Source organism: Vogesella facilis (genome assembly GCF_042648525.1).
GTDB lineage: Bacteria > Pseudomonadota > Gammaproteobacteria > Burkholderiales > Chromobacteriaceae > Vogesella > Vogesella facilis.
Window position 1 is genome coordinate 1 of the sequence record NZ_JBHRXN010000005.1, and the last position, 25,133, is coordinate 25,133.

Genomic DNA, 25,133 nt, shown 5'->3' on the forward strand with positions numbered 1-25,133 from the left:
GAAACGCTGCCTGCTCATGACACCTCCTTGTAGGGCCTAGTGTGAGGCTCTTGAGGTGTCTAGGAAAGGAGGGGCGATTCAACCAATTACTTTTGAAGAATCAAAAAAATCAACTAACATATACAAAACTAAATCAGTAAATGAATTTAGGAAAATCATTTACTCAGCAACCGCTGGTTGCAAATAAAAATTATAGAAATTCAAAAACCACAAAACCCATAGAAATTAATTTCATTAAAATAAATAATGATTATGTTTTAAATATTCATGGCACACCCCCGCAATAAAACCATTTCCTCCAAAATTTCAGGCCCGTAGCGAGTTGCAATTAAATCACCATTATATGAAATTTAGTCTTGACCATTCACAAACAAACACCAAAAAAAATCAATAATGGAAAAGTTAATTTTATTCTAATGATGCTATCAGCCTTCGATTTCCTGAGAGCTCTCCATGCCAAACAGCAATCTCTTACAGAGACGAAACTTGACTTTCAGACAGAAAAAAAACATACAGCACGCATTGAAAAAATATTGCTTGAATATCTTTGTCTACATAACACTTCTTGTTTCAGCGCTAGTCCATGCGAATGAAAGCTATCAACTACCTATAGCTGGCGATTATATTTTTACAGCAGGGTTGAACAATACAGTCATAGCAATTGGAAAAGATAAAAATTGCATTATCAAAAATTTAACAGCAGCAATTGGGTCCGACCCTAGGTTGTCACCACGACTGAGCAACGATGGCGAGTATGTCATACTGTCAGAACATGACTACATAGCAAAAAATGAGCTAATTTCCTGTACCAAACAAGCAAAAGTCACGTCAATAAAAAGCATTTTATTTGATATCAATAAAGCCAAGGGATTGGTACTAAGCGCCGACATTTATTCAACTTCACCACATGGATACTTAGCAGAAGTATACGACACAAAATCGAAGAAAGAGGCGATAATAGCCAAAGGTTTTTTTGACAAAAGAAAATCAATAAAAAACAGCTCAACAATGTATTCAGCCTAATCAAAAACGGAATTATTTCAAAAAATGGCCAATATGTCTCTGTTAATGGAGAACCAGACTGCACCGGCGATACGTACCCTGGCGTTTATAATTTGAAAACATGGAAATTAGTAAACAGAGCCACGCTTAGTGAATTAGATGGTGACAATTTAGATTTGGCATGCAAAAAACTCTTCCAAGCAATATGAATAAAAATCAGTATTTATTCAAATTTTTTGCGACAATAAACTTACATGAAAAACATAACGACCAATATGTAACATGGATGTGTTTACTGCCAGAGATTTCTCACACTTAAATGAAATTATGGATTTCCCAAGGTAACGCCAAACTCTCAGATGGTTACTAAGCCGGCTGTCGCCACTGATGTACAGCTGCAGCATTGTGATATCGACCAGAGCTTAGATAGCGTTTCCAAAACCCCACTGGTGTACGCAATCGATGCCCACAACCTCACTGCGGTGCAGGCGCTGCTGCAAGCCGGCGCGAATCCCAACGTCGATGGTTACGATGGCACCACGCCGCTGTTCTATGCAGTAGCCGCCAAGGATCAGGGGATCGTTCAGGATTTGATTGCGAAGGGGGTCGACGTCAATGCAAGCACCCGCACCAGTGAAATTACCGTGCTGATGGCTGCCATACTCGACTCCAGCCCCGCCATTGCCGCCGATCTAGTCGCGCATGGCGCATCGCTGGCTGAGACCGACAAATATGGCCACAAGCCCATCGACTGTGTCGGCAAGCTCCCGGCCAAACGCCGGGCTGCAATGTATGCGGCGCTGAAGAAACCTTGACCGGAAGGCCGTTGGGTAATTTGAACGGCGGTAATCACAAATACGTTGCACGCTGGCTGGCGTTTGGCGGCGTCGCCCGGCTCCACAGGGCCAGTCCAGACAAGCATTGGGGTAGCCTAAGCTACCCCAATCACCGCGCCGACAAGGCCCAGTAGTTTTACCGCACACCCGTGCGGGGCTATGCCCCCGCAGCAAAAGGTTGGCCGTTGCGGCCAACCTTCCCTCCCCTACACCGCCATGAAACGCGCCAGCGGTGTGTTCTGCCAGTCCACGCTGTCCAGCAGGTTTTTCACCGTCAGCCCCAGCTCGGTATCGCCTTCGATGCGCAGGCGGCGGTTGAAGAACAGGGTGTCCGGGTCTTCTTCGCGCAGCATCAGGCGGGCGAAATCGGCCAGGTTGGCCGCCAGCAATAGATCATGCGGGGTATCGGCACGGCTGGCGACGAAACGGCTGCCGTCGCTGGCGAAATGCAGGCTGATGCCGGCATCCAGCACGCGGATGCAGAACTGGCGCCCGGCCAGCAGGCTGTGATCCACCGGCAGCACGCCGCGAACGGCCAGCAGGTTGAGCATGCGCACCATGCCCCATACCGGCGGGGTGGCCGGCAGCTTGCCCAGCACTCGTGCCAGTGCGGCCGGCACTTTCAGATCAGGCACAGCCATGCGCCACCTCCTTCAACACGATGCCGGGTTCGCCGTGCCAGTAGCCGTTCACCAGCGGCCCCGGTGCCAGGGTGGCCAGATTGGTCTCCGGCTGCTCGCCGGCAATGGCGGTGGCAAAGGCCTGCACCACGGCGGCCAGGTGCTGGTGCTGCGGGCTGATGCGCAGCGCGTGCACGCCGCGTGCCGGCAGTGCGGCGATCTCGTGCAGCAGGCTGTGGCAGCCGGCGGACATGGTCTGGATGCCGTTGATGGCGAGGAAATCCTGCGCTTCGCGGGTGGCCAAAGTCATGCCGTCCGGGTGTTCCAGACAGCGGAATTGGCAGTCATCCTTGTTCAGCTGGTAGTGGCGCGCGGTGAAGCAGCGCGACGACAGCGCCAGCGGCAGCCGGCCCCAGGCAAACACCTCGGTTTCGATGTCCGGGTTGGCCGCAGCGATGCGGCGCACGCTGTCGCCGGACATTTCCACCGGCGGCACCCAGCGCTGTGCGCCCAGGCGGCGGTACAGCCGCAGCGTGTCGCTGTTGTAGATGTTCAGGTACGGGCCGGCGACGAACGGCAGGCCGCGCTGTTGCAGCAGGTGCACCGCACCGGCGTCGTTGGCCTCCACCAGCGCCTCGCCGTTGTCGATCAGCTTGCGCAGCCGCTTGAGGTCGGATTCGCTTTCCAGCAGCGCCTGGCTGGACAGCACCGCCTGTTTGCCGCTGGCGGCGATGTCGGCGGCCAGCGCGATCCAGTCCTGGGTGCGCAGCTGCTGGCGGCGCGAGCACACCACCTCGCCCAGATACAGCCGTTGCAGCGGCCAGCTGCTGGCCTCCGCGTAGAAGTTCATTACCTGGTCGCGTGGCCAGAAGTACAGCAGCGGCCCCAGCACCAGTTGCAGCGGGAGTGGCATGTCGGTCATTTCCATGGTCGGTTGTAGGCGCCCAGCGTCACTTGCTGGCCCTCGGAGAGCTTGCCCAGCGTGGCCATCGCCAGCGGGTCGGCGTGGCGGCCACCCTGTGCGGCCTTGTCCAGCGCCTGGCGCAGCACGCGGGTAACCTGCGCCACATAGGCCGGGCTGCGCTGACGGCCTTCCACCTTGATGGCGGCCACGCCGATGCGCAGCAGCTCCGGCAGCAGCGGCAGCACGTTGAGGCTGGTGGGCTCTTCCAGCGCGTAGCCGGTGCTTCCCTCCACTTCGAAACGGCCCTTGCACAGCGTGGGGTAGCCGCTGGGCTCGTCCGGTGCGTAGCGGTCGATCAGGATGCCGTTCAGCCGCGCATCCATGCCCTGCGCACCCTCCTCCCAGCGCACGAAACGCGCCGGCGAGCACACGCCGTGGGTATTGGGTGACTGGCCGGTGGCGTAGCTGGACAGCAGGCAGCGTCCTTCCGCCATCACGCACAGGCTGCCGAAGCCGAACACCTCGATCTCGACATCGGTGTGGGCGATCACCTGCTCCACCTGCGCCAGCGTCAGCACCCGCGGCAGCACCGCACGCTGCACGCCGAACAGCTGCTGCGCCAGGTTGACCGCCTCGTAATTGCTGGCCGAGCCCTGCACCGACAGGTGCAGGCGCAGCTGCGGGTGGCGGCGGCTGGCGTAATCCAGCAGGCCGAAATCGGCCAGGATCACCGCATCGACGCCCAGCTCGGCGGCTTCGTCGATGGCATGCTGCCAGCGCGCGCTTTCCGCGCCCTGGGCAAAGGTGTTGATGGCCAGCAGCGTCTTGACGCCCTTGGCGCGGGCGTAGCGGATGCCCTCGGCGGCGCTGTTGGCATCGAAATTCAGCCCGGCGAAGTTGCGGGCATTGGTGTCGTTCTTCAGGCCGAAGTACACGCAGTCGGCACCATTGTCGACCGCGGCCTTGAGCGAAGGCAGGCTGCCCGCCGGGCAGACCAGTTCCGGAAGCGGCATGATGGGATTCCTTGCAAGCAAAACGGGCAGACCTTAGCCCAGCCGCCGCCGGCCGCCATTGCCGCAAATCAAGCATTTAGCCGCCACGGCACCACGCCGTGCGCAAAAGGCGGGCCGATCCCGTTTACCGCACTGCAACATAGGGCCTATGATGGGCGGCTGCCCACCCCGCCACCTCTGCACCATGATCATCCGCCCCCGCTACCACTGGTTCCGCCTGCTGTTCATCTGGCAAGGCTCGGTTGTCCCCCGCATCATGAGCCGCCTGCTGCTGGTGCTTGGCATCTCGCTGCTGGCCAGCATCTGGGCGCCGTGGTGGATCAGCCGCCATGCGCAGTCATCGCTGAACATCTACATCTTCACCCTGCTGGGGGTGTCGCTGGCCATCTTCCTCGGCTTTCGCAACTCGGCCAGCTACGAGCGCTTCTGGGAGGCGCGCAAGCTGTGGGGCGGCCTGCTGATCGCCAGCCGCGAGCTGACCGGCAAATGCCTGGCGCTGGCCCCCGCCGCGCCGCAGACCACGCCGCTGATCGACGGCATCTGCGCCTTTATCTACGCGCTGAAAGGCCATCTGCGCCAGGAGGATGTCAGCGCCCACCTGCAGCGGCTGCTGCCGCCGGCGCAGTGGCAGCGCGTACAGCAGGCGCGCAACCAGCCGGCGCTGATCCTGGCCTGGCTGCAGCAACTGCTGGCCGAGCTGCGCCGCGACGGCAGCATCAACGACTGGCAGTGGCAGATGCTGGACAAGAACATGGATACGCTGGTGGAAGTACAGGGAGGCTGCGAGCGCATCAGCACCACGCCGATTCCGTTTACCTACCGCGTGCTGCTCAACCGCACCGTCACCATCTACTGCATGCTGCTGCCGGTCGGCCTGGCCACCAGCATCGGTTGGGTGACGCCGCTGATCGCGGTGTTCATCGCCTACACCTTCCTGGCGCTGGACACGCTGGGCGACGAGCTGGAAGAGCCGTTCGGCAAGGAGGGCAACGATCTGCCACTGGCCGCCATGAGCCACAATATCGAGGCCTCGCTGCGCGAACTGCAGGGCGTGCCGATGCAGGTGCCGCCGCCGCAGCCGGACGGCATCTACCTGCACTGACCCTCCTCGCTAGTAACAAAAAAGGTTGGCCGCATGCGGCCAACCTTTTTGCTTTCAGCACCGCCCTACGGCCTCGCGGGCTGGCGCGAGACAAGGCAACAACGGCGCGGTGCGGCGTTTACAAGCCGCAGATGAGCATGCCGCAGCCGTTTTGCCCACCGTAGCGCCGCCGCGCAGCAGCGCGTCATGCCGCCTTCAGGGGCGGATCACGTCCAGCGCATCGGTAAAGATGCCATCCACGCCCCACTGCCGCAGCTCGGCGGCGCGCGCCGGGTCGTTGACGGTGTAGGCCAGCACGCGGTAGCCAGCGGCGCGCACCGCCGCCACCCGCTCGGCGGTGAGCAACAGGTGGTCGCTGTGCAGCGACACCGCCTGCAGCTCGGCCAGCCGCGCCGGCCAGTCCGCGGGCCACTGCTCTTCGATCAGCCAGCCGCGCGGCAGTTGCGGCGCGGCGTCACGCGCCGCCAGCAGCGCCTCCCAGGCAAACGACGACAGCAGCGGCGGCGCCGGGTGGCCCTGCCACAGCTCGGCGGCCAGCCGGGCCACTTCGCGGCCGGTTTCCGCCTCGCGCCCCGGGCAGGGCTTGATCTCGACATTGGCCAGCAGCCGGTGCGCGCGGCAGTAGGCGGCGATGGTGGCGAAGCTGGGCAGTGGCTCGCCGGCGAAGCGCGGCGCGAACCAGCTGCCGGCATCCAGCCGCGACAACGCGGCGATGTCCTGCGTTGCGGCCAACCCTTGGCCGTTACTGGTGCGCGGCAGGGTGTCGTCGTGCAGCAGGAAGCTCACCCCGTCGCGGCTGAGCTTGACGTCGAACTCCACCGCGCCGTAGCCGTACTGCACGGCGGTGGCCATGCCGGCCAGGGTATTTTCCGGCGCCAGCCGGCCGCCGCCGCGGTGGGCGAACAGGTAGGGGTAAGGCCAGGGTTGCATTTCGTTCTCCATCTTGTTCGAGTCGGCTACTTCGGCACAGCGCTGGGCAAAGCATCGTTGGCACCGTCTTGGCAGTGAAGCCGGCGTAAAGAATGCGGCCAACGTTGTAAAGCGCCAGATTGCCCTACGGGGAGCGCCGGTCAAAATGGTGTTCGCCAGGTTTTAAGACGGCATCTGAGCCGTTTGACGTTAGCAAACGGCGAATTGCCGGCGCCTGGCGAATGCCTTTTGGGCCGGGGTTTCGCGGACCATAAGGGGCGAGCGGGGTCGCGAGGGGGCGGCGGCACGCCCCCTGGCCCGTTCGCCGGGCGGAACCGGCGACTTCAAACATCATCCGCGTAGCGGATACAAAACCAGACGCGGTAAACGTTGGGCTTCGCTGCGCTCAACCCAACCTGCTCCACGAACATCAAGCCTGCTGCTTCGGCTTGCGCAGGTACAGCAACACCACCGCCAGCGCCGACACCAGCATCAGCCCCAGGCTCACCGCGTTCAGCACCGGCGAGGCGCCCTCGCGCATGCGGCCGTACATCAGGATGGTCAGCGGACTGTCGCTACCCACCAGCATCAGCGTGGTGTTGAAGTTCTCGAACGACAGCAGGAAGGCCACCGCGCCGCTGCCGATGATGGCCGGCTTCAGGTATGGCAGGGTGATGGTGCGCAGGATCTGCCAGCGGCTGGCACCCAGGTTCAGCGCCGCCTCTTCCAGCGAGGTGTCGAAGCGCTTCAGCCGCGCGGCGATGGTCAGCGTGGCGATGGTGATGATGTAGGACACCTGCCCCATCACCACCAGCGGCAGGCCGGGGCGCAGCCATTCCAGTTCGATCTCCCAGTGGTCGTAGAGGAAGTTGGCGATCTGGCTGGCGAAGGCGAGGATGGAAATGCCGAGGATCACCCCCGGAATCACCAGCGGCACCAGCATCAGCGTGGTGAACAGGCCCTTGCCGCGGAACTCGGCGCGCTCCAGCAGGAAGGCGTTGCTGGTGCCCAGCAGCACCGACAGCAGGCTCACCCATACTGCCACCTTGCAGCTGTGCCAGATGCTGGCCAGTAGCTCGCCGTCGAACAGCAGGCCGGTGCGGCCGTTGCCGTTGGCCAGGAACCAGTCCAGGGTAAAGCCCTTCCACGGCGGGGTGGGAAACAGCGAGTTGTTGAAGGCGAACACCGCCACCACCGACAAGGGCAGCAGCAGGAACAGGAAGAACGCGGCCAGGTACAGGCTGCGACCGCGCAGCAGCCAGCGGTTGTCCGGCAGGCTTGGAATCATGTCAGGTTCCTCAGGTACGGCGCATGGAGTCGGCAAAGCGCTGGCCGGTGAGCTTCAGCCCCAGCCATACCAGCAGCGACGACAGCCCCAGCAGCAGAAAGGCGAACGCCGAACCCTGCTCCCAGTTGAAGCGGGTGATGAACTGGGTATAGATCTGCTCGGTGAACCACATCGAGTTCTTGCCGCCCAGGATCACCGGCGTCAGGTAGTTGCCCAGCGTCAGCATGAACACCATGATGCAGCCGGCGGCGATGCCGGGCGCGGCGTGCGGCACCACGATGCAGCGCAGAATGTCCAGCCGCTTGCCGCCCAGATCGTAGGCGGCTTCGATCAGGCTGTCGTCCAGCGTCTCCAGCGCGTTGATCAGCGGCACCAGCATGAACAGCAACGAGCTGTACACCAGCCCCAGCAGGATGGTGGCGTCGTGGTACAGCAGCTCCACCGGCTCGGCGGTGATGCCGAGCTGGAACAGCAGCTGCGGCAGCACACCGGAGCCGCGCAGCAGGATCAGCCAGCCCAGCATGCGCACCAGCTCGCTGGCCCAGAACGGCAGCAGGATGCCGGCCATCAGCAGCGCGCGCACCCGGCCGCGCGCCACCTTGGCAATACTCCACGCCACCGGAAACGCCAGCAGCAGCGCCAGCACGGTAACGATCACCGACATCAGCGCGGTGCGCACGAAGGTGTGCCAGTACAACGGCTCATCGAAAAAGGTCAGGTACTGCTTGAGGCTGGGGGCGAACTCGCCGGGGCCGACCCGCTCGCGGAACGACAGCAGGCCGACTTCCACATGCGGCAGCAGGATCAGCAGCGCCAGCCACAGCACGGCGGGCGCCAGCAGCAGGAACAGGCCGAGACGGCGCGGGGCCAGTACGTTCATCGCGCTCACTCCCGGAAGGCCTTGGCGTGCTCGGCGCGGATGCCGAGGTACACCGTCTCGCCCGGCTGCAGGTCGGCATGCTGGCCGGTATGCGGCAGCGCCACATGCAGCGGCGTACCGTAGCGCGCGTCGCGCACCTGCACCGTGGAGTTGGCGCCGTCGAAATACAGCGTTTCCACCCGGCACGGCAGGCGGTTGTCGAAGGCGGCCACATCGGCCTCGTGTCGCGCCAGGGCGATGGTTTCCGGGCGGATGAACAACGCCTGCTGGCCGCCCTCGCCCTGCTGTGCGGCCAACCTTAGCGGCAGGCCGTTGTCGGTGACGCCCTCGCCGCTGCCGGACAGCGTCACCGTCAGCCGGTTGCTGTTGCCGACGAAACCGGCGACGAAGGCGCTGGCCGGCTGGTAGTACAGCTGCTGCGGCGTGCCCACCTGCTCGAAGCGGCCCTTGTTCATCACCGCCACCTGGTCGGACATCACCAGCGCCTCGCTCTGGTCGTGGGTGATGTAGACGAAGGTGGTACCGATCTCGTGCTGCAGCTGCTTCAGCTCCAGCTTCATGTGTTCGCGCAGTTTCAGATCCAGCGCGCCCAGCGGCTCGTCCAGCAGCAGCAGGGTCGGCTCCAGCACCAGGCTGCGGGCAATGGCCACCCGCTGTTTCTGGCCGCCGGACAGCTGGTCGATGCGCTTGCCGGCGGTACCGGGCAGGCCGACACGCTCCAGCATCGCTTCGCTCTTGCGGCGGATCTCGGCCTTGGGGAGGCCACGGCGCGCCAGGCCGTAGCCGACGTTGTCGCCCACCGACATCATCGGGAACAGCGCCAGGTGCTGGAACACCATGTTCACCGGGCGGCGGTTGGGCGCCACCTCGCGCATGGACTGGCCGCCGATGACGATATCGCCCTCGTCCGGGGAGATGAAGCCGGCGATCATGCGCAGCAACGTGGTCTTGCCGCAGCCGGACGGGCCGAGGATGGAAAAGAAGCTGCCCTTGGCCACCGCCAGGCTCAGCTGATCGACGGCGGTAAAGCCGGTGTAGTGTTTGCTGACGCCACGCACCGACAAGTCGATGGCGTCATGTTGCGGGGTATGCGGCATGGAAAGCCCCATTCAGGCGTGCAGTGACAGAAAAGGCCGCGCACGGCGGCCTCGGGACAGCGGAACCGGCCACGGGCGTGGCCGGTGCGTGGCTTAGCTGGCGGCCTTGATGCGGTCCAGCACCTTGCCGTCGATCTCTTCCAGCCCGGCCGGAATCGCCGGATACCACTTGATGTTCTTCATCGCCGCCGGCGGGAAGGATTCGGCCAGCTGTTTCTTCATCTGCGCGTCCATGAAGTTCTCGGCGCCCTTCACCGCGGTGAAGCTGCCGGCAGACTTGGCCAGCTGGGCGGCGATTTCCGGGCGGGTCACGAAGTTGATCCACTTGTAGGCGGCATCCAGGTTCTTGGCCTTGGCCGGAATGGCGAAGGTGTCCACCCAGCCCAGTGCGCCGGATTTCGGCGCCACGAACTTCAGCGTCGGGTTCTCACTGTTCAGCTTCCAGCCGCCGGCATCCCACATCTGCGCGGCCACCACTTCACCGTTGCGCAGGTCGTTCAGCAGCTGATCCTTGCTTTCCCAGAAATACTTGAGGTTCTTCTTGCAGCTGATCAGCTTGTTGCCGGCCGCAGTCATGATCGCCTCGTATTCCTTGGCGTTGGCGTAGGCCTTGAACGGATCCTTGCCCATGGCGAAGGCCTGGCCGATCAAGGTTGGCCGCTTCAGGCGCACCGCGGTCTTGCCGGCGTATTGCGGGCTGCACAGGTCGCCGTAGTCGGAGGCCTTGCTCTTGGCGGAGTTCAGCACCAGGCCGTCGGTGCCCCAGAACAGCGGCAGGCCGTACACCTTGCCGTCCAGCGAGGTGACTTTCTGGGTGGCGGCCAGCATCGACGGGATGAAGTTGGCGGTCTTGACCTTGGCCAGGTCGAGCGGGCGGTAAATGCCGAACTCGCGCGCCGGGCCGGTGATGCGGTCCTGGCTGGGGTTGGCCAGGTCGAAGCCGGCGCCGCCGGTGGCGCGCAGCTTGGAGATCATTTCTTCGTTGTTGGACAGGGTCACTTCAACGGTAATGCCGGTTTCCTTCTTGAACTGGTCCACCACCGCCTGCGGCGCGTAGTCGGCCCAGGTCAGCAGGCGCAGTACGGAATCGGCTGCATTGGCATTGAAGGCACATGCCACCAGCAGTGCGCCGGCGGACAATTTCGAAGCTTGCTTGAACATGTATTGCCACTCCCTCGTGTATGGATGGACAACCGCACAGCCACCAGCGGCGACCGTGAATCCGCCGGCCGCGCCTGCCGTTGTGGCAGTGCCGCGGCCACCGGGCCAGCACCAGAGAATATATAGGCCATGTTACGTGCATGTTTAATAAAAATTTCAGATGTTGGTTTTTTGCGCGCTTTCTGTATGTTTTCTTACAACAGTGCGCCGCTCAACCGGCATGGCCCTCCGCCGCCACCGGCTCCGGGCGCACCCGCAGCGCCCACAGCACGCCGGCCACCAGCAGCGCCACGCCCAGCAGGGTCAGCGGCAGCGGCGCCTCACCCCGCCACACGAAGGCATAAGCCAGTGCGGCCAACGTTTCGAACACAATCAACTGCCCCACCAGCGCGGTGGGCAGGCGCTGGCTGGCCTCGTTCCAGCACAGCGTGCCCAGCCAGGAGGCCAGCAGGCCGATGATGGCCATCAGGCCGAGAAAACGTGCCGGCTGCGGCCCCAGCGGCATGGCGAACTCGCCGCCGCCCAGGCTGTTGCCCAGCCACAGCAGCAGGAAGCCGGCCAGCGCCAGCGGCAGCGTGGCCACGCCCTGCGCGGTGGCCCAGGTGCGCGGGCTGCGCCCCGGATGATCGCGCAACCAGTCGGCGTTGCGCAGCGGGTACCAGGTCCAGCACGCCACCGCCAGGCAGGCCAGCAGCGCGCCGCTGGCGTAGCGGCCGAGGTCGGCATTGGTATCGCGGCGCAGCGCGTCCAGCTCCACGCTGTTGACGCAGCCGATGCCAACGGCGATCAGCAGCAGCGACGGCAGCAGCCGCAGCCACGGCAGGCGGCCGTCGCGGCGGTGGTCGCGCAGGTTGGCGCAGATGGCGATCACCACCGGCAAGGTGCCGATCAGCATGGTAGGCAGCGGGCCGCCGGCACGCTGGATGGCGCCGGCCAGGCACAGGTAGTACAGCAGGTTGCCGATGGCCGCCAGCTTCAGCGCCTCCAGCCAGTCGCCGCGCGTCAGCTGGCGCAGCGCGGCACGGTCGAACCACGCCAGCGGGATGGCGATCACGCCGAAGGCCAGATAGCGGCCGACCGACAGCAGCGCGGCCGGATACTCCGGCAGCATCTGCGGCGCCAGAAACACCAGCCCCCACATCAGGCCAGCCACCAATGCGTACAACACTCCTGCCAACATGCGTCTCTCCCGGATGATTTGGGCGCAGTGTAGGTTGGCCGCAGAGCGGCGGTCTTGTACCAGATTGCGATCAGGGCGGCTGCCGCGCCGGCGGCTAGCGCAGCCCCAGCTGCTGCTGGTAGCGCGCCGGGGTGACGCCGTAGCGGTTCACGAAGCAGCGGTTCAGGTGCGACTGGTCGCTCAGCCCGGCGGCGGCGGCCACCTGCGCCGGCGGCAGGCCGCTGGCCAGCAGGCGCTTGGCCTCGAACAGCCGCAGCGCCATCAGCATCTGCTGCGGGGTGACGTGGTACTGCGCGCGGAAGCGGCGCAGCAAGTGATAGGGGCTGAGCCCGGCCACCGCGGCCAACTGCTCCAGCGTCAGCCGCTCGGCCAGGTGCGCGCGCAGGTAGTCCAGCACCGCCGTCAGCCGCACATCGGCCTGCGGCCGCGCCGGGCGCGGCACCCGCGCCAGCGGGCGGAACTCGGCCAGCAGCTCGTACAGCTGGCTGTCGAAGGCCAGCGGCTCCTCCGCCTGCCACAGCGCCGCCAGCCGCCGCCCCACCCGCTGGGCGATGCCGGGATCGTGGCGCACCGCGTCGTCGAACCACCAGCCGTCCTCGCCGGTGACGCGTGCCACGATCGCCGGGTCGAGGTAGATCATGCTGTAGCGCCAGCCCTGCTCGGTGGCGGACTGCCCGGTGTGCAGCTCGTCCGGGTTCATCAGCAGCAGCGAGCCGGTGGGCGCCAGGTGCTCGCTGCCGCTGTAGCGGAAGCGCTCGACGCCGCTGACGATGGCCCCCAGCCCGAACGCCTCGTGGGTGTGCGGCTCGAAGGCGTAGCGCACGATGTGGGCGCGGTACAGCTCCACCCCCGGCAAGGGCTGGCAGAATTCGGCGTAGTCCGCCGCATGCTCGAACGCCTGCGGCACGCCGGCCAGCGGCAGCGGTGCAACGGAAGGCGAGGTCGGCAACAGGCAGCTCATGGCGCTGGACAGGCAAGTGGGGATGCTGCGATTGTGGCAGAAAACCACCGCCACGGCAGCGGGAACCCGCCCGCCGCCGGCGGGTCTGTGCTGCACCACCTGCCGGCGTGACCGGCATCAAGGCCGCCCTGTTCGCAGCCCTGCTACCGTGCCGCTGTCCGCCCGCTCATTTACCCATTCTTCTGGAGTACGCCATGAAACGCCTGCCCCGCCTGCTGTTCGCCCTGGCCGTGATCAGCCCGCAAGTTTTTGCCGCCGCCATGCCGGTCACGCTGTACAAGAGCCCGACCTGCGGCTGCTGTGAAGCCTATGTCAGCTACCTGAACAGCAACGGCTTCAAGGTGAACGCGATCAACCGCGACGATATGCACACGGTGAAGACGCAATACAAGGTGGGCAAGCTGGAAAGCTGCCACACCACGCTGGTGGGCGGCTATGTGGTGGAAGGCCATGTGCCGGTGGCCGCCATCCGCAAACTGCTGCGCGACAAGCCGGACATCGTCGGCATCAGCGCGCCGGGCATGCCGGCCAATTCGCCGGGCATGGGCGAAGTGAAGCCGGGCACGCTCACCATCTACGCGCTGACGCGGCAGCAAACGGCCAAGCCGGTGGTGTTCTCGGTGGAGTAAGCCGCCAAGGTTGGCCGCATGCTACCGGCAGCCTGCGGCCAACCTTTACTGCATAAAAAAGCCTGCCACCGAGGTGGCAGGCAACAGGCAGACCGAAACAGCGAGCAAAACTCAGTCTTCCAGCAGACCATCCAGCTTGTGCTTCTTCAGCAGCGCCGCGTATTCGCCGCTGCTCTTCACCTGGTCGATGGCCTTGTTGAAACGTTCCTTCAGCGCGGCGTCGCTCTTGCGCAGCGCCACCGCCACGCCCTCGCCCAGCACCTTGTCCTTGCGGCCGTCGAACACCGGGCCGGTGAAGGCAAACGGCTTGCCGTTGGCGGTATCCAAGAAGCCCTTCTGCAGCTGCACGGTGTTGCCGAAGGTGAAGTCGGCGCGGCCGGAAGTCAGCTCCAGCATCGGGTCCTGCGCATTCACGTAGCGCTTGATGCTGGCGGCCTTGAAGTTCTGACTCACGTAGCTGTCCTGCGGGGTGCCGGTCTGCACCGCGATTACCTTGTCTTTCAGGTCAGACGTCAACTGCACGCCCTTGCGGCCCACGAAGCGGTTCTGCATCAGGTAGTACACCTTGCTGAAATCCACCACCTGGCGGCGCTTGTCGGTGATGTTCATCGACGACATGATCGCGTCGTACTTCTTCGCCTGCAGGCCGGGAATCAGGCCGTCCCACGGCTGGTTGATGACTTCGCACGGCGTGGCCATGGCCTTGCACACGGCGTAGGCGAAGTCCACCTCGAAGCCGGCCACCTTGCCGGCGGCATCGATGAATTCGAACGGCGGATAGGTGGCATCGGTGGCGATGCGCAGCGGCTCGGTGGCCTGTGCAGACTGGACGAACAGCGGGGACAGCAGCAATGCGGCGAAGGCGATCTTGCGTTTCATGAGTTTCTCCGGAGATTTGTAGTAAGTGTCGACTTAAAAGCGACGGTGTTGCAGCGCCGGCAGGCGCGTGCGCCAGGTCTGTTGCCTGTCTAGATCCAGTGTAGCCAGCGCGATGCCCTCGCCCTCGACGTGGCAGGCCAGTACCTGCCCCCACGGGTCGACGATCATGCTGTGGCCGAAGGTGCGTTTGCCGCCCGGGTGCACGCCGCCCTGGCCGGGGGCGATGACGAAGGCGAGGTTTTCCACCGCGCGCGCGCGCAGCAGCAGCTCCCAGTGTGCCAGGCCGGTGGTGTGGGTGAAGGCGGCCGGGGCGCTGATCAGCGCCGGTGCCGGGCCGTGGCGGTACAGCTCGGGGAAGCGCAGGTCGTAGCATACCGACAGCCGCATGCTGCCCCATGGCGTGTCGGCGCTGGTGACCTGCTCGCCCGGCTGCATGGTGTCGGCCTCGGCATAGCGCTCCTTGCCGTCGTCGAAACCGAACAGGTGGATCTTGTCGTAGCGCGCCGCGCACTGCCCCTGCGGGTTATACAACAGGCTGCTGTTGCAGAAGCGCTGCGACTGGCTGCCCTGCAGCGGCAGGGTGCCGGCCAGCAGCCACACGCCATGACGCGCGGCCAGCGCCGCCATGCGCTGCTGCAGCGGGCCGCTGCCGAACGGCTCGGCAATCGCCAGCCGCGCCTGCTCGTCGCCCGGCATCAGGTAGAAGTATTCCGGCAACGCCACCAGCTCGGCGCCACGGCTGGCGGCCTCGGCCACCAGCGCTTCGGCACGGGCCAGGTTGGCCGCAAGTTCGTCGCCGGACACCATCTGCACGGCGGCGGCGGTAAAGGTCTTGCTCATGCGGCACTCCTCAGATGCGGCACAGGCGCTCGGCGCCGGCACGCAGGGTGGCTTCGTCCTTGGCGAACGACAGGCGGATCACCCGCTGGTCGGTGCCGTCGCGGTAGAACGCCGACACCGGAATGGTGGCCACGCCGTGCTGGGTGATCAGCCGCTGCACGAAGTCGCTGTCGCTCTCGTCCGACAGGTGGGCAAAGCTGGCCAGCAGGAAGAAGCTGCCGCGGCTGGGGATCAGCTGCAGCGGCGACTCGGCCAGCGCCTGGCTCAGCACGTCGCGCTTGTGTTGGTAGAAGGCGGACAGGCCCAGATAGTGTTCCGGCTCGGCCATCAGCCGCGCCAGCGCGTACTGCATCGGGGTGTCGGCGGCGAACATGGCGAACTGGTGCACCTTGCGGATTTCGTCCATCAGCGCCTGCGGCGCCAGGCAGTAGCCCACGCGCCAGCCGGTGACATGGAAGGTCTTGCCGAAGGAGGTGACCACCACCGAGCGTGCGGCCAACTTCGGGTGGCGGCTCATGCTGTGGTGCAGCTCGCCGTCGAACACCACGTGCTCGTACACCTCGTCGGACAGCACCACGATGTCGGTGCCATCGGTAATGGCTTCCAGCCGCGCCACGTCGGCGGCGGTCAGCACATTGCCGGTGGGGTTGTGCGGGGTATTCAGCAGGATCATGCGGGTGCGCGGGCTGATGCGCGCCGCCACTTCGTCCCACGGGATGGCGAATTCCGGCGCCGACAGCTTGATCACCACCGGGGTGGCGCCCTGCAGCTCGATCATCGGGATGTAGCTGTCGAAGGCCGGCTCGAACACGATCACCTCGTCGCCTTCGTGCACCAGCGCGGTCACCGCCGAGAACAGCGCCTCGCTGGCGCTGGCCATCACCGTAACCTCGCTGTCCACGTCGTAGCGCTGGCCGTACAGCGTTTCCACCTTGTCGACGATGGCCTGGCGCAGTGCCGGCAAGCCGCTCATCGGCGCGTACTGGTTGTGGCCGGCCTGCATCGCCTCGTGGGCGTAGCGGATCAGATCGGCGCTGCACGGGAAGTTGGGCGCACCCTGCGACAGGTTGATGGCCTGGTGCTTGGCGGCCAGCTGGCCGATGACGGTGAAAATGGTGGTGCCGACGTGGGGCAGCTTGGAGCGTTGGGCAATGGGGGTGTGCATGATGTCTCGCCGCGTTGTGGTGTTATGGCGCTATTCAACGCGATGCACACTTGTGCGACAAACGATTTATCGGCATGTTATGGCTGAGAAAAATTCAGCCATGGAGCGCCACATGCCGCGCAACACCCCTCCGCTGTACGCGCTGTCGGTATTCGAGGCCGCCGCCCGCCACCAGAGCTTCACCCGCGCCGCCAACGAGCTGTGCCTGACCCAGGGCGCGGTGAGCAAGCAGGTGGCGCAGCTGGAGGCGCATCTGGGCTACCCGCTGTTCCACCGCTACGCACGCAGCCTGCGGCTGTCTGCCCAGGGCGAGCTGCTGCTTGGCTACGTGCAGCGCGGTTTCAAGGTGCTGGAACAGGGCATGGACGCGGCGGCGGCGCTGACCACGCCGATCCGCATCAAGGCGCCCAGCTGCGTGGTGCGCTGGCTGTTGCCGGCGCTGCGCGACTTTGCCGCGCAGTCGCCGGACATCCCGGTGCAGCTGGCCGGCGTGCACGAGCACGCGGTGAATTTCGCACAGGAGGACGTGGATCTGGCCATCGTCTACAAGCCGCGCAATGCGCTGGCCGACAACGAGCAACTGCTGTTCGAGGAGGTGCTGACGCCGGTAATCTCGCCGCGGCTGCTGCGCCAGGTTGGCCGCACGCTGGCACAGGAGACGGACCTGGCACACTACCCGCTGCTGCACCCCTCGCACGACAAGCGCGACTGGCGGCAATGGCTAGCCTGGCGCGGCGCGCCGGCGGTGGACTACCGCGGCGGCACGGTGTTCGACACCCTGGACCAGGCGATGAACGCGGCGCTGCAAGGCTACGGCATCACCCTGGGCGACCTGACCCTGCTGGCGCGCGAGCTGGCGGAGGGCGAAGTGGTGGCACCGTTCGCCCCGCCGTGGCGCAGCGGCTACGCCTATGCGCTGGCCAGCAAGCCGGACGAGAGCCGCCCGGCGCTGCACAGCGTGCGCGAGTGGCTGCTGGCGCAATGTCGCCAGCCGGCGCCTGCGCCGTGACGGCTGCGGCCGTATCGCCGGCGCTGCCATGCTCACCGCGCTACCCCGCCGCGAAGCGCCGCAGCTAGCACAGTAGCGATGCGGCCAACGTTGGCCGCAGAAACGACAACACCGGCGCAAGGCCGGTGTTGGGCATGGCGGCAGCGGCGCTTATTCGGCGCTGGCTTCGCCGGCGGTGTCGGCTACCGGAGCCTCCTGCACCACGGCTGCTACTGGAGCGGCCTCCGCCTTCGGCGCGGCCTTGTCGGCGCGAGCCTGGCACATGCGCTCGGCAGCGGCCTTCTCTTCGGCGGTCACCTCGCCTACCGCTTTCAGCGCCAGGTCGAAACGCTTGCCGCCACGGGCCAGCGCCTTCAGGTAGCGCTGACGGCGGCAGTGGTTGGCCAGCACGCGCGATACCAGCTGCGCATCGAACTGCGGCAATGCGGCGATCAGCGCCTCGTGGATGCCCAGCGCCAACGGGCGGAACTGCTTGAACACGTCGTACTTGGCGTACACGTGGGCGGCAATCATCTCGGTCTGGCTCTTCTTGCTCAGGCTCTGTACCGCATTCTTCAGCGCTGCACCCAGCGCGGTTTCGTTAGCCACTTTTGCTTTGTCTTTCATGGAATTCTTCACAGGGTTACGCAAACCTGACCCTGAGACGAAGCACAGGTTCTGTTAGCAGACAACAATCGCGCGGGATTGTATACCAGTTGTCGGGTGCACCACCAGCACTTAGCCGCACGCATCATGCATAAATCATAAGCAGGCCGCGCGCGGCAAAAGCAAAACCGGCAGCGCACACCGCGTGCGATGCCGGTCGGCAACAGCCGTCAGTCGGTAAGCTCGTACCAGTACACCTTGGAACGGGTCTTGTTGCCCATGCCGCCGGACAGCCCGCCGGGGTCGGAAATCAGGCCGAACAGCGGCACGTTGACGATATTGCCGTTGCTATCGACCTGGGTCGCCACCGTCGGGTCGCCCAGGAAGCCAGTGCCTGCCGACACGTAGCGGTCGGTCAGCGCCCAGCCCGCTTGCGCGTCGGTGGCATCGCTGTAGGCCGAGCCATCGCCGAAGTTGAGGATGTAAATCCGGGCCGCACCCAGCGTGGGGTTGCAGCTGTTGCTGTTATAGGTGGCGGTGGCGGTACAACCGGTGCTGGCGCTGTAGGTGTAGGTGTAGTTCGGCAGGAAGGTGGAGAAGTACAAAACGCCATCCAGCGTCACCGCCTTGCCGGATGCCCGCTCGCCACCCAACAGGCTGCAGCCCAGATCGCGGCTGCTCAAGCCGCCGTTAAGCTTGATATACCAGCCCTGTGTGGAGGCCAACGAGCTGCTGGCCGCCGCCTGCTGGCTGGTGCTGCCAAGCTGTACCAGGTTGTCGGTCGCGTCGTAGAAGTTGGACACGGTGTACGGCGTGGTGATTACGTTGCTGGTCAGCCCCGGGTCTTTGATGGAGAAGAACATGTCCTGTATTGCCAGGCTGAACGGCTTCTCGCGGTCGCCGGACCCCAGCTGCACCCGGTCATAGCTCTGCCCCAGCACCACATCCGGCTCATACAGGAATTTGCGGGCGCTGCTGCCACTGCCGCCCAGTGCGGCAATCTTGTTGACGCTGAAACTGGGCACTGCCGGGCTAACCGCCGAGTTCAGACCGACATCGACCCGCCAGACGTTGCCGCCGGTATCGGCCGCATACAGGCGATCCACATAGCCATTCAGGTCACGATCCACCGTGGCAACGCCAGCCGGGATGCTATAGCTCAGCCCGCTGACCGGGGTGCAGGTTGCGGTGAGGCAATCGCTGCTGCCGGTAGGCACCGCCTTCCACACCAGGGCACCGGTGATGGCATCCACCAAGAAGATGGCGCGCCCCATGGTGGCCGTACCCTGGGTCGCGGTATCGTTGGCCGCGGCATCGTAACCACCGCCGAATACCAGTACCGGGTTGCTGTAACCGGCAATCTTGATCACCTTGGGCTTGGCCCAAGTCTGCCCCAGTTCGTTGAAGCCGGTATCGCTATTGCTGTGATTCCACAGGAACTTGGGCTGTGCCGGCACCGTGACATCGAAGGCGTAGATCAGCCGGCCGCCACGACGCGCAGTCGGGTAGATGTACACCTTGTCCATCGTGGCGGCATCGGTCTTGCCGGTGTTGTCATAGCGCCTGTCGTTGTCGGCATCCAGCAGATAGCTGCCGATCGGCCCGTCAAAGAAGTACGGTTTGGTCGCAGAAGACGACAGCAGCGGGGTGTTGTCATACAGCCGCTTCAAGCCGGAATAAAACTCCTGCGGCAGGAAAGACCACAGTTCGCCGCCATCGCTATCGTTCGCCCCACCCTTCACCGCGTGCAGCGGCCCATCGTTGCCACCGTAGTACACCACCACATCACGGTTGCTGGGCTGGCCGCTGCGGTTGTAGTTGATGGCCAGCGGGCTGGAATGCACCACATCGCCATGCACGAAGCCGCGCACCCCGGTAGCGACACCGCCCGAAGGGTCATCCGTGCTGACGTTGCGGCCGCGCACCCAGTTGATCAGGTTGCTGCGCTCGGTGGTGGTGCTAACACCAAGCAGCGTGGTGGTGATGCCGGCGTTATTGGTGTTGAACAGCGTCGGGTCGGTGGTGTTGGCGGTGTCATCCACCAGCGAGCCGCCACTAGTGCAGCTGGTGCAGGTGTAGACGACACGGTTGTCTGCCGTCAGGTTATCGCTGCGCAGGTGCTGCGCATTACCGCCCTTGATGGTCAGCGAGCCGTCTGGCGCATCCGAGGTGCCACCCGGCGTCTGCTGATCCGGATAGTTGGCCGCAGTCCAGAACGAGGAACTGGTGGTCCAGTAACTGGTGATGGTATCCGTCACCTGGCCTTGGGAGTTGACCACCACCTGGCCGGTCTTGTCGAGATAGGTGTACTTGTTGCCGGACAGCCCCAGCCGGTACTGCTTGAGGTTGCCATGCCAGCGTGGCTTGGCATCGGCGTCGGTGCGGAACATGCCCACGTAGATCTGGTCCAGCGTGGTGCCGTAGTTGTTGACGCTGTTGGTTACCGCGGCGGAAGTGAACACGCTGTTGACCGACAGGATTTCGTCGAACACGCCCTTGAGGGCATTCTTGAGTTCGTCCGAACTCAGCGGGTTGGTAATGCTGATGTAGCGCCCGCCACCGACACCAGTGGACATGCTCTTCAGCAAAGCCGTCATGCCCGGCCCCTGGCCGGTGGTGCTCGGTTGCACCTCGATGGCGTAGGTAATGATGTTTTGCTGGCCATCCAGTGTCGAACTAAGGTCGGTGCCATTCATAAAACGCGACCATTCATCACCAATATTGTCCTGGCTGCCGTTCGGTGACAGCGGAATGGTGGTGGTATTACCGCCGACCCCGCTCAGAGCCGTGGTGGCACTAGTGGTATCCGAGGTATTGTCCTGTACCGGCCCGTTATTGATAAAAATGATGAAGTTCTTCTGGCATACACCTGTTGCCGGACTCAAATAGGTCGTGCTGCTGGAAGTACTTGGAGTAAACGCATTTAGATCACGCTTGGTCTTGATGCCTGAATACGCCGTTCCACCTTTAAAGTAAAGGTATGCCTCACGCATGGTCTGCCCAAGCTTGCCACCATTACTCTTGTCATCATTCTTGTCCAGGCCATTTACCAGCACGCTAAGGAGACTCAAATTGGACGTGGTCATGTTCTTGATCGCGGAGCGCATATAACCGCCATCGATATTGCCGTTGCTGCCGCCGGTTTCGGAAAACATCATCAGCCCGATATTGAATGCGCCGGACGACAAGGTACCGAACAGATTGACCAGCGCTGCTTTTTCCGCAGTAAACGGCGTGTTCCAGTTGGCCGTGTTGTCCAGAATAATCAACACATTAGGCACATCGGCAGAATTGGACACATTGGGGTTATTCAGGAAGATATCGATATCCTGATTCTGCAGCTCCACCGCCTGACTGGAAAACGAGCACGTCAGCAATACTGCCAGCAACCACTTTTTCATTACCTGCTCCTTCGCCCCTGCATCGCCATCAACTGCAAGGATCGGACGTTTTGGTCAGTTCGCGCACGCCCTGATGGGTAATCACCTGGGCCCCTGTGCGACTATCCGTTACCGTGGCCTGGAAGTCCCACTGCACGGCGTAGGTCTGGTAACCCACCGAAGAATTATCAAATTCGCGGAATCCCAGGCAGCTTGGCCTGGCCAGCACCACTGTGTAATCGTTGCTGCCGTCTTTGTCGGCATCGACCTGGAAGGTCTGCGGGTAGGCGCCAGGGTTGGCGATAGGATCCGTCGTCGCCGATGCGGGCTGATTCAGCACCTGGTCTACCACCTGCTGCGCGGCACTCAGCGCCTCGTCGTGCGCCTGGCTGTTGGACACGATGCGCAAGTGGGTCATGCCCAAGCGGATGCCCATGGTCACCAGTATGGTAGAGATCAGCAGGAACATCAGGGTCATGAACAGGATGTTGCCCGTCGCGCGCCTCTTCACTACTTTCTCCTCGACCCGACGTTGATCAGGTAAATCGTCTTGCGGAACAGCTTGCGCTTGTAGTTGGCCGCAGTGCCGCTGGGGGTATAGCTCACACCGGAAGCCAGCGTGTAGCTGCGCGTATCGGAATAGCCGGCGGTAATCTTGCCGGCCCGTGCCAGCAGCGTAATGCGCAGCGCGACTACCCGTGCCCATTCGTTTGTGGTGGTCAGCGAGCGGCTATAGCTGTCCGGTGCGCCATCGTACTGCACGACCTGCGTCACGCCGGAGGCATCCACATAGCTATGGTTGCTACCTTTCAGGTCCAGCCCGTACTCGATCACCATGCGCTCGATCCCCTCCACCATCGGGGAATCGCTGAAGCCGGTCGCCGTGCCGGTGTCGCCCAATTCCAGCATCCGTAAGGTTGGTACGTCGCTCCCGCTGCTGCACGTTCCACCAGACGCATCCAGACAGCGGCCTATATAAAAAATACGGGGCGGGTAACGACGAATTTCCCCGGCAGAGCCATCCAGATTGGTCAAGGTAAAGGAGGCGACATTGCTGCCGGTGGTAATCACCGGGCCCTTCAGCCGCGCCACCGCCTGCAGATAAATATTGCGGCCAACTAGCGACGAAGAGGCTACCGGGCTGGGATCAACCTCACGCACCAGGAAGGCATCATTGTCGCTGTACAGGTTGGCGCTAGGGATACAGGGAAAGGTCGCGCTTATCGTTGCCGATGTAGCACCCTGCACGGCAAAAGCCAGCGCATTGGTCCCGGTCGCGGTGCTGTACATGTACTGAAAGCTGGTTTCGCAAGCACTCGGCAAGGAGGCGGAAGCGCTGGGGAAGTCGTCCATATAGACATAATTGCCATAGTAGCCGGCGTTTTCCAGATACTTTGTCAGCACATCCATCGCGTAGCGCCCGTTTTCGATCTGCGCAAACTGATTGCTCAATTCGCGCTGATTGCGGTGCTGCGCCACATAGAAACCACCTACTGCCGTCAGCAGTATTAACCCGAGCGTCATGGCGATCATGATCTCGACAATGCTCAGGCCGGCTTGCCGGTTACGCATTTTCAGTAAGTCGGCGTCAGGTTGACGATCTTTACCCATCTAGCCATCACTCTGCGATTTTTCTCATCACCGTAAAGATTCTGACCGCAACTCAGACCGGTCGGCGGCGTGGCGGTCACCGTCTTGGCCTGCCATGCCACCTGAATCAGTACCCCTGACGCATCATTGGTAATACAGCCGCGTGCGCCCATCATTGCACCTGCCCCCCCCTGCACTGCCAGCCCATCCAGCTGGGTATCCCAGTCCTGCACATCCAGCGTCGCCATCGCCGCAGCATCGACGCTGAGCGAACCCGAAGCAGTGCATGAATACCCGGACACACTCGAACCAGTGCCCAGATAAGTGGTGCCACTGCTCGGCCCCACCGCCGTATACGCGTAGTAGCATGATGCCGCATCCTGATTGGCGCGAATTTTCTGCGACATATCGTCGAGTAATACCAAAGCCTGCGCCCGCTGATACGACTCGAATTCCACCTGGTTTGCTCGCATGCTCAAGGCAGCAATACCCATGAAGCCAATCAACAGGATAATAATGGCGACCAATACTTCTATCAGGGAAAAGCCTGCCTGCCTGCATTTGGCTGTTTGCATGTCAACACCCAACATCTGAGACATCGGTCACCCCGGAAAGATAAAGTTTGACGCAACGCTGCGTCCCTTGATCTGTTCTGGTGACATTGAATGAAACGGCTGCCGCTGCACGTCCGTTACGATTAATCGAAGCAGTAGTGCTGCCGCTGATAGCCAAATAACTATCGTTAAATGCATCCTGAACTGCCAGTTGAATCGTTGGAGAGGCGGTAGTCGCCACCACCCAACCTTGTTGGCAGCCGCCGCCATTACAGCTCAGCGTCACTGTCTGGCTTCTTTTTACAGCCTCGGAGCGCGCATAAAACAAAGCGGACTGCAATTGCTCGGAAGCAGACTTGACCTTATTACGTGCTACAAATGCCTGAAAACTGGGAACCGCCATTGCTGTAAAGACCGCCAGCAATAGGAAGGCAATTACCAGTTCCAGCAAAGTAAAACCCCGCTCCTTTGCTTGGGCTTTCATTATCAGTTCCACTTGCTAGCCGGCAGTTTTTGACCATTCGACATCAGCGTGAGCGTGCCATCGGTTGCCTGCATGCCGCCCGTGGTCGGCGTTGCCACCACCGAGTAAGCCGGTGGCGTAGAGGCATTGAAGGCCGTAATTGTAATGCTGTAGAACTTGGTCACATTCGTCGGCGCGCTGACGCCCAGCTCCGTTACGCTACTTGCATAGCGTCTCGCATCAAGGACAAACTCCTCCTGCTTGGCTGCCGCTTCCGTCATAAACGACATGGCTGCTGATCGATTGGTTTTTATGACATATGAAATGTAAGATGGGTAAGCAAATGCAGCGATTATGCCAAGTACAACAACAACAATTAATAGCTCGATCAATGTCACGCCGCGCTGCATCGCTCTCACCCGCATCAGTTTAGTCATACTTTGCACCTAAATATGCCAAAAACATATTATTGTTGATTGAATATTTGCTACCGCTAACCATACTCCACAATTCTGCCAGTTAAGCTACCGCCTGTATCGGCTACACACCCATTTCTTTTCAGTATCATCAATATAAAACAGTTCCCCTCCAGCTTGCGGGCTTTGTGCCATCTATCTGCACCCGCAGAGTGTACGCATGCCGGCTCTCCTTGAATCACTTTAGCAGCTACAAGCAGAGCCACTAACGCAGCCTTGGAGGCTTAACCATCGTCAATGCTATTGCAGCACATCCAGCCATAAGTTATGGCGGTCAACGATCGTTCGAGATCGAGCTGCTGGAAGTGCTGACCCGCGACGATTGAGCACCTGCTCATCGCCCGACTCCCCAAACGACGAAGCCCGCTTGCGCGGGCTTTTTGCTTGTTGGTGCCGCGATTGCGGGCAGCCTGCGGCCAACGTTGGCCGCACGGGCATGCCGGGGGATCGGGTGCCCCGGGTTTGCGGGACTGGGTTCAGTCCCACGGAGAGGTGGATACGCGCAGCACGCGCGCGCCACAAAGCACAAAGCCCAGCTTGATCACTCAAGCTGGGCTTCATATGGGGAGTCTGGCGGTGTCCTACTTTCACACAGGTATCTGCACTATCA

25 protein-coding genes are annotated in these 25,133 nt (G+C 62.5%); 5 read left to right on the top strand and 20 right to left on the bottom strand.

The window, feature by feature from the left end:
• Positions 1 to 486: 486 nt before the first annotated feature.
• Positions 487 to 1,023 (top strand): hypothetical protein, encoded by a 537-nt coding sequence (locus ACFOLG_RS01925; protein ID WP_386087814.1) that lies wholly within the window; start codon positions 487 to 489, stop codon positions 1,021 to 1,023.
• Positions 1,024 to 1,361: 338 nt separating this feature from the next.
• The gene (locus ACFOLG_RS01930; protein ID WP_386087816.1) at positions 1,362 to 1,817 is read left to right on the top strand and encodes an ankyrin repeat domain-containing protein; all 456 of its coding nucleotides are present in this window, start codon (positions 1,362 to 1,364) and stop codon (positions 1,815 to 1,817) included.
• Positions 1,818 to 2,044: 227 nt separating this feature from the next.
• On the opposite strand, the gene ubiT is transcribed toward ACFOLG_RS01930, so the two are convergent.
• From ubiT to ubiU, 3 genes are read right to left on the bottom strand one after another with little or no spacing between them, the layout of a single operon-like run.
• On the bottom strand, positions 2,045 to 2,479 hold the full coding sequence (gene ubiT, locus ACFOLG_RS01935) for a ubiquinone anaerobic biosynthesis accessory factor UbiT (protein ID WP_386087818.1): 435 nt from the start codon (positions 2,477 to 2,479) through the stop codon (positions 2,045 to 2,047).
• Positions 2,466 to 3,371 carry a U32 family peptidase gene (locus ACFOLG_RS01940; protein ID WP_386087820.1) on the bottom strand — a complete coding sequence of 302 codons (906 nt, stop codon included), beginning with the start codon at positions 3,369 to 3,371 and terminating at the stop codon, positions 2,466 to 2,468. Before ACFOLG_RS01940 ends, ubiT begins: the two co-directional genes overlap by 14 nt.
• Positions 3,372 to 3,376: 5 nt before the next feature.
• Positions 3,377 to 4,375, bottom strand: coding sequence for a ubiquinone anaerobic biosynthesis protein UbiU (gene ubiU / locus ACFOLG_RS01945; protein WP_386087822.1), 999 nt, complete (start codon positions 4,373 to 4,375; stop codon positions 3,377 to 3,379).
• A gap of 184 nt (positions 4,376 to 4,559) precedes the next feature.
• Here ubiU and ACFOLG_RS01950 point away from each other — a divergent pair, with 184 nt between their 5' ends.
• A complete protein-coding gene (locus ACFOLG_RS01950; protein ID WP_386087824.1) occupies positions 4,560 to 5,477 on the top strand; it encodes a bestrophin family protein in 918 nt (305 codons plus the stop codon).
• Between the two features lie 195 nt (positions 5,478 to 5,672).
• On the opposite strand, the gene ugpQ is transcribed toward ACFOLG_RS01950, so the two are convergent.
• From ugpQ to ACFOLG_RS01985, 7 genes are all read right to left on the bottom strand, one after another.
• A complete protein-coding gene (ugpQ, locus tag ACFOLG_RS01955) occupies positions 5,673 to 6,407 on the bottom strand; it encodes a glycerophosphodiester phosphodiesterase (protein ID WP_386087826.1) in 735 nt (244 codons plus the stop codon).
• Between the two features lie 409 nt (positions 6,408 to 6,816).
• Complete coding sequence (locus ACFOLG_RS01960) at positions 6,817 to 7,674, bottom strand: ABC transporter permease (RefSeq protein WP_386087828.1); 858 nt, start codon at positions 7,672 to 7,674, stop codon at positions 6,817 to 6,819.
• Between the two features lie 10 nt (positions 7,675 to 7,684).
• Positions 7,685 to 8,554, bottom strand: coding sequence for an ABC transporter permease (locus tag ACFOLG_RS01965; RefSeq protein ID WP_386087830.1), 870 nt, complete (start codon positions 8,552 to 8,554; stop codon positions 7,685 to 7,687).
• 5 nt (positions 8,555 to 8,559) lie between these two features.
• Positions 8,560 to 9,651, bottom strand: coding sequence for an ABC transporter ATP-binding protein (locus tag ACFOLG_RS01970; protein ID WP_386087832.1), 1,092 nt, complete (start codon positions 9,649 to 9,651; stop codon positions 8,560 to 8,562).
• 93 nt (positions 9,652 to 9,744) lie between these two features.
• Entirely contained in the window at positions 9,745 to 10,812 is a 1,068-nt protein-coding gene (locus ACFOLG_RS01975; RefSeq protein WP_386087834.1) for an extracellular solute-binding protein, read from the bottom strand.
• 211 nt (positions 10,813 to 11,023) lie between these two features.
• Positions 11,024 to 11,992, bottom strand: a complete 969-nt coding sequence (locus tag ACFOLG_RS01980; protein ID WP_386087836.1) for a DMT family transporter — start codon at positions 11,990 to 11,992, stop codon at positions 11,024 to 11,026.
• Between the two features lie 94 nt (positions 11,993 to 12,086).
• A complete protein-coding gene (locus tag ACFOLG_RS01985; RefSeq protein WP_386087837.1) occupies positions 12,087 to 12,953 on the bottom strand; it encodes an AraC family transcriptional regulator in 867 nt (288 codons plus the stop codon).
• Positions 12,954 to 13,147: 194 nt separating this feature from the next.
• On the opposite strand from ACFOLG_RS01985, the gene ACFOLG_RS01990 reads away from it, so the two are divergent.
• Positions 13,148 to 13,582 carry a DUF411 domain-containing protein gene (locus ACFOLG_RS01990; RefSeq protein ID WP_386087838.1) on the top strand — a complete coding sequence of 145 codons (435 nt, stop codon included), beginning with the start codon at positions 13,148 to 13,150 and terminating at the stop codon, positions 13,580 to 13,582.
• 111 nt (positions 13,583 to 13,693) lie between these two features.
• On the opposite strand, the gene ACFOLG_RS01995 is transcribed toward ACFOLG_RS01990, so the two are convergent.
• Genes ACFOLG_RS01995 through ACFOLG_RS02005 form a run of 3 tightly spaced genes read right to left on the bottom strand, consistent with a single transcriptional unit; the run spans position 13,694 to position 16,466 of the window.
• Positions 13,694 to 14,461 carry a transporter substrate-binding domain-containing protein gene (locus ACFOLG_RS01995; protein ID WP_386087840.1) on the bottom strand — a complete coding sequence of 256 codons (768 nt, stop codon included), beginning with the start codon at positions 14,459 to 14,461 and terminating at the stop codon, positions 13,694 to 13,696.
• A gap of 33 nt (positions 14,462 to 14,494) precedes the next feature.
• A complete protein-coding gene (locus ACFOLG_RS02000) occupies positions 14,495 to 15,301 on the bottom strand; it encodes a carbon-nitrogen hydrolase family protein (protein WP_386087842.1) in 807 nt (268 codons plus the stop codon).
• Between the two features lie 10 nt (positions 15,302 to 15,311).
• A complete protein-coding gene (locus ACFOLG_RS02005) occupies positions 15,312 to 16,466 on the bottom strand; it encodes a methionine aminotransferase (protein ID WP_386087844.1) in 1,155 nt (384 codons plus the stop codon).
• A gap of 112 nt (positions 16,467 to 16,578) precedes the next feature.
• On the opposite strand from ACFOLG_RS02005, the gene ACFOLG_RS02010 reads away from it, so the two are divergent.
• Positions 16,579 to 17,475 (top strand): LysR substrate-binding domain-containing protein, encoded by an 897-nt coding sequence (locus ACFOLG_RS02010; RefSeq protein ID WP_386087846.1) that lies wholly within the window; start codon positions 16,579 to 16,581, stop codon positions 17,473 to 17,475.
• 150 nt (positions 17,476 to 17,625) lie between these two features.
• Here the strand turns inward: ACFOLG_RS02010 and ACFOLG_RS02015 are convergent, their stop codons facing one another.
• The 7 genes from ACFOLG_RS02015 to ACFOLG_RS02045 all read right to left on the bottom strand — a co-directional run bounded on the left by ACFOLG_RS02015 (position 17,626) and on the right by ACFOLG_RS02045 (position 24,484).
• Positions 17,626 to 18,063, bottom strand: coding sequence for a ProQ/FINO family protein (locus ACFOLG_RS02015; RefSeq protein ID WP_386087860.1), 438 nt, complete (start codon positions 18,061 to 18,063; stop codon positions 17,626 to 17,628).
• A gap of 227 nt (positions 18,064 to 18,290) precedes the next feature.
• Positions 18,291 to 21,461 carry a pilus assembly protein gene (locus tag ACFOLG_RS02020; protein ID WP_386087848.1) on the bottom strand — a complete coding sequence of 1,057 codons (3,171 nt, stop codon included), beginning with the start codon at positions 21,459 to 21,461 and terminating at the stop codon, positions 18,291 to 18,293.
• A 28-nt stretch (positions 21,462 to 21,489) separates the two neighbouring features.
• On the bottom strand, positions 21,490 to 21,918 hold the full coding sequence (locus ACFOLG_RS02025) for a pilus assembly PilX N-terminal domain-containing protein (protein WP_386087850.1): 429 nt from the start codon (positions 21,916 to 21,918) through the stop codon (positions 21,490 to 21,492).
• 32 nt (positions 21,919 to 21,950) lie between these two features.
• The gene (locus ACFOLG_RS02030; protein ID WP_386087852.1) at positions 21,951 to 23,051 is read right to left on the bottom strand and encodes a PilW family protein; all 1,101 of its coding nucleotides are present in this window, start codon (positions 23,049 to 23,051) and stop codon (positions 21,951 to 21,953) included.
• Positions 23,015 to 23,605 (bottom strand): type IV pilus modification protein PilV, encoded by a 591-nt coding sequence (pilV, locus tag ACFOLG_RS02035; RefSeq protein ID WP_386087854.1) that lies wholly within the window; start codon positions 23,603 to 23,605, stop codon positions 23,015 to 23,017. The genes ACFOLG_RS02030 and pilV overlap by 37 nt, the downstream gene beginning before the upstream one ends.
• 1 nt (position 23,606) lies before the next feature.
• Complete coding sequence (locus ACFOLG_RS02040) at positions 23,607 to 24,068, bottom strand: GspH/FimT family pseudopilin (protein WP_386087856.1); 462 nt, start codon at positions 24,066 to 24,068, stop codon at positions 23,607 to 23,609.
• A gap of 2 nt (positions 24,069 to 24,070) precedes the next feature.
• On the bottom strand, positions 24,071 to 24,484 hold the full coding sequence (locus ACFOLG_RS02045) for a type IV pilin protein (RefSeq protein WP_386087858.1): 414 nt from the start codon (positions 24,482 to 24,484) through the stop codon (positions 24,071 to 24,073).
• Positions 24,485 to 25,133 lie beyond the last annotated feature (649 nt).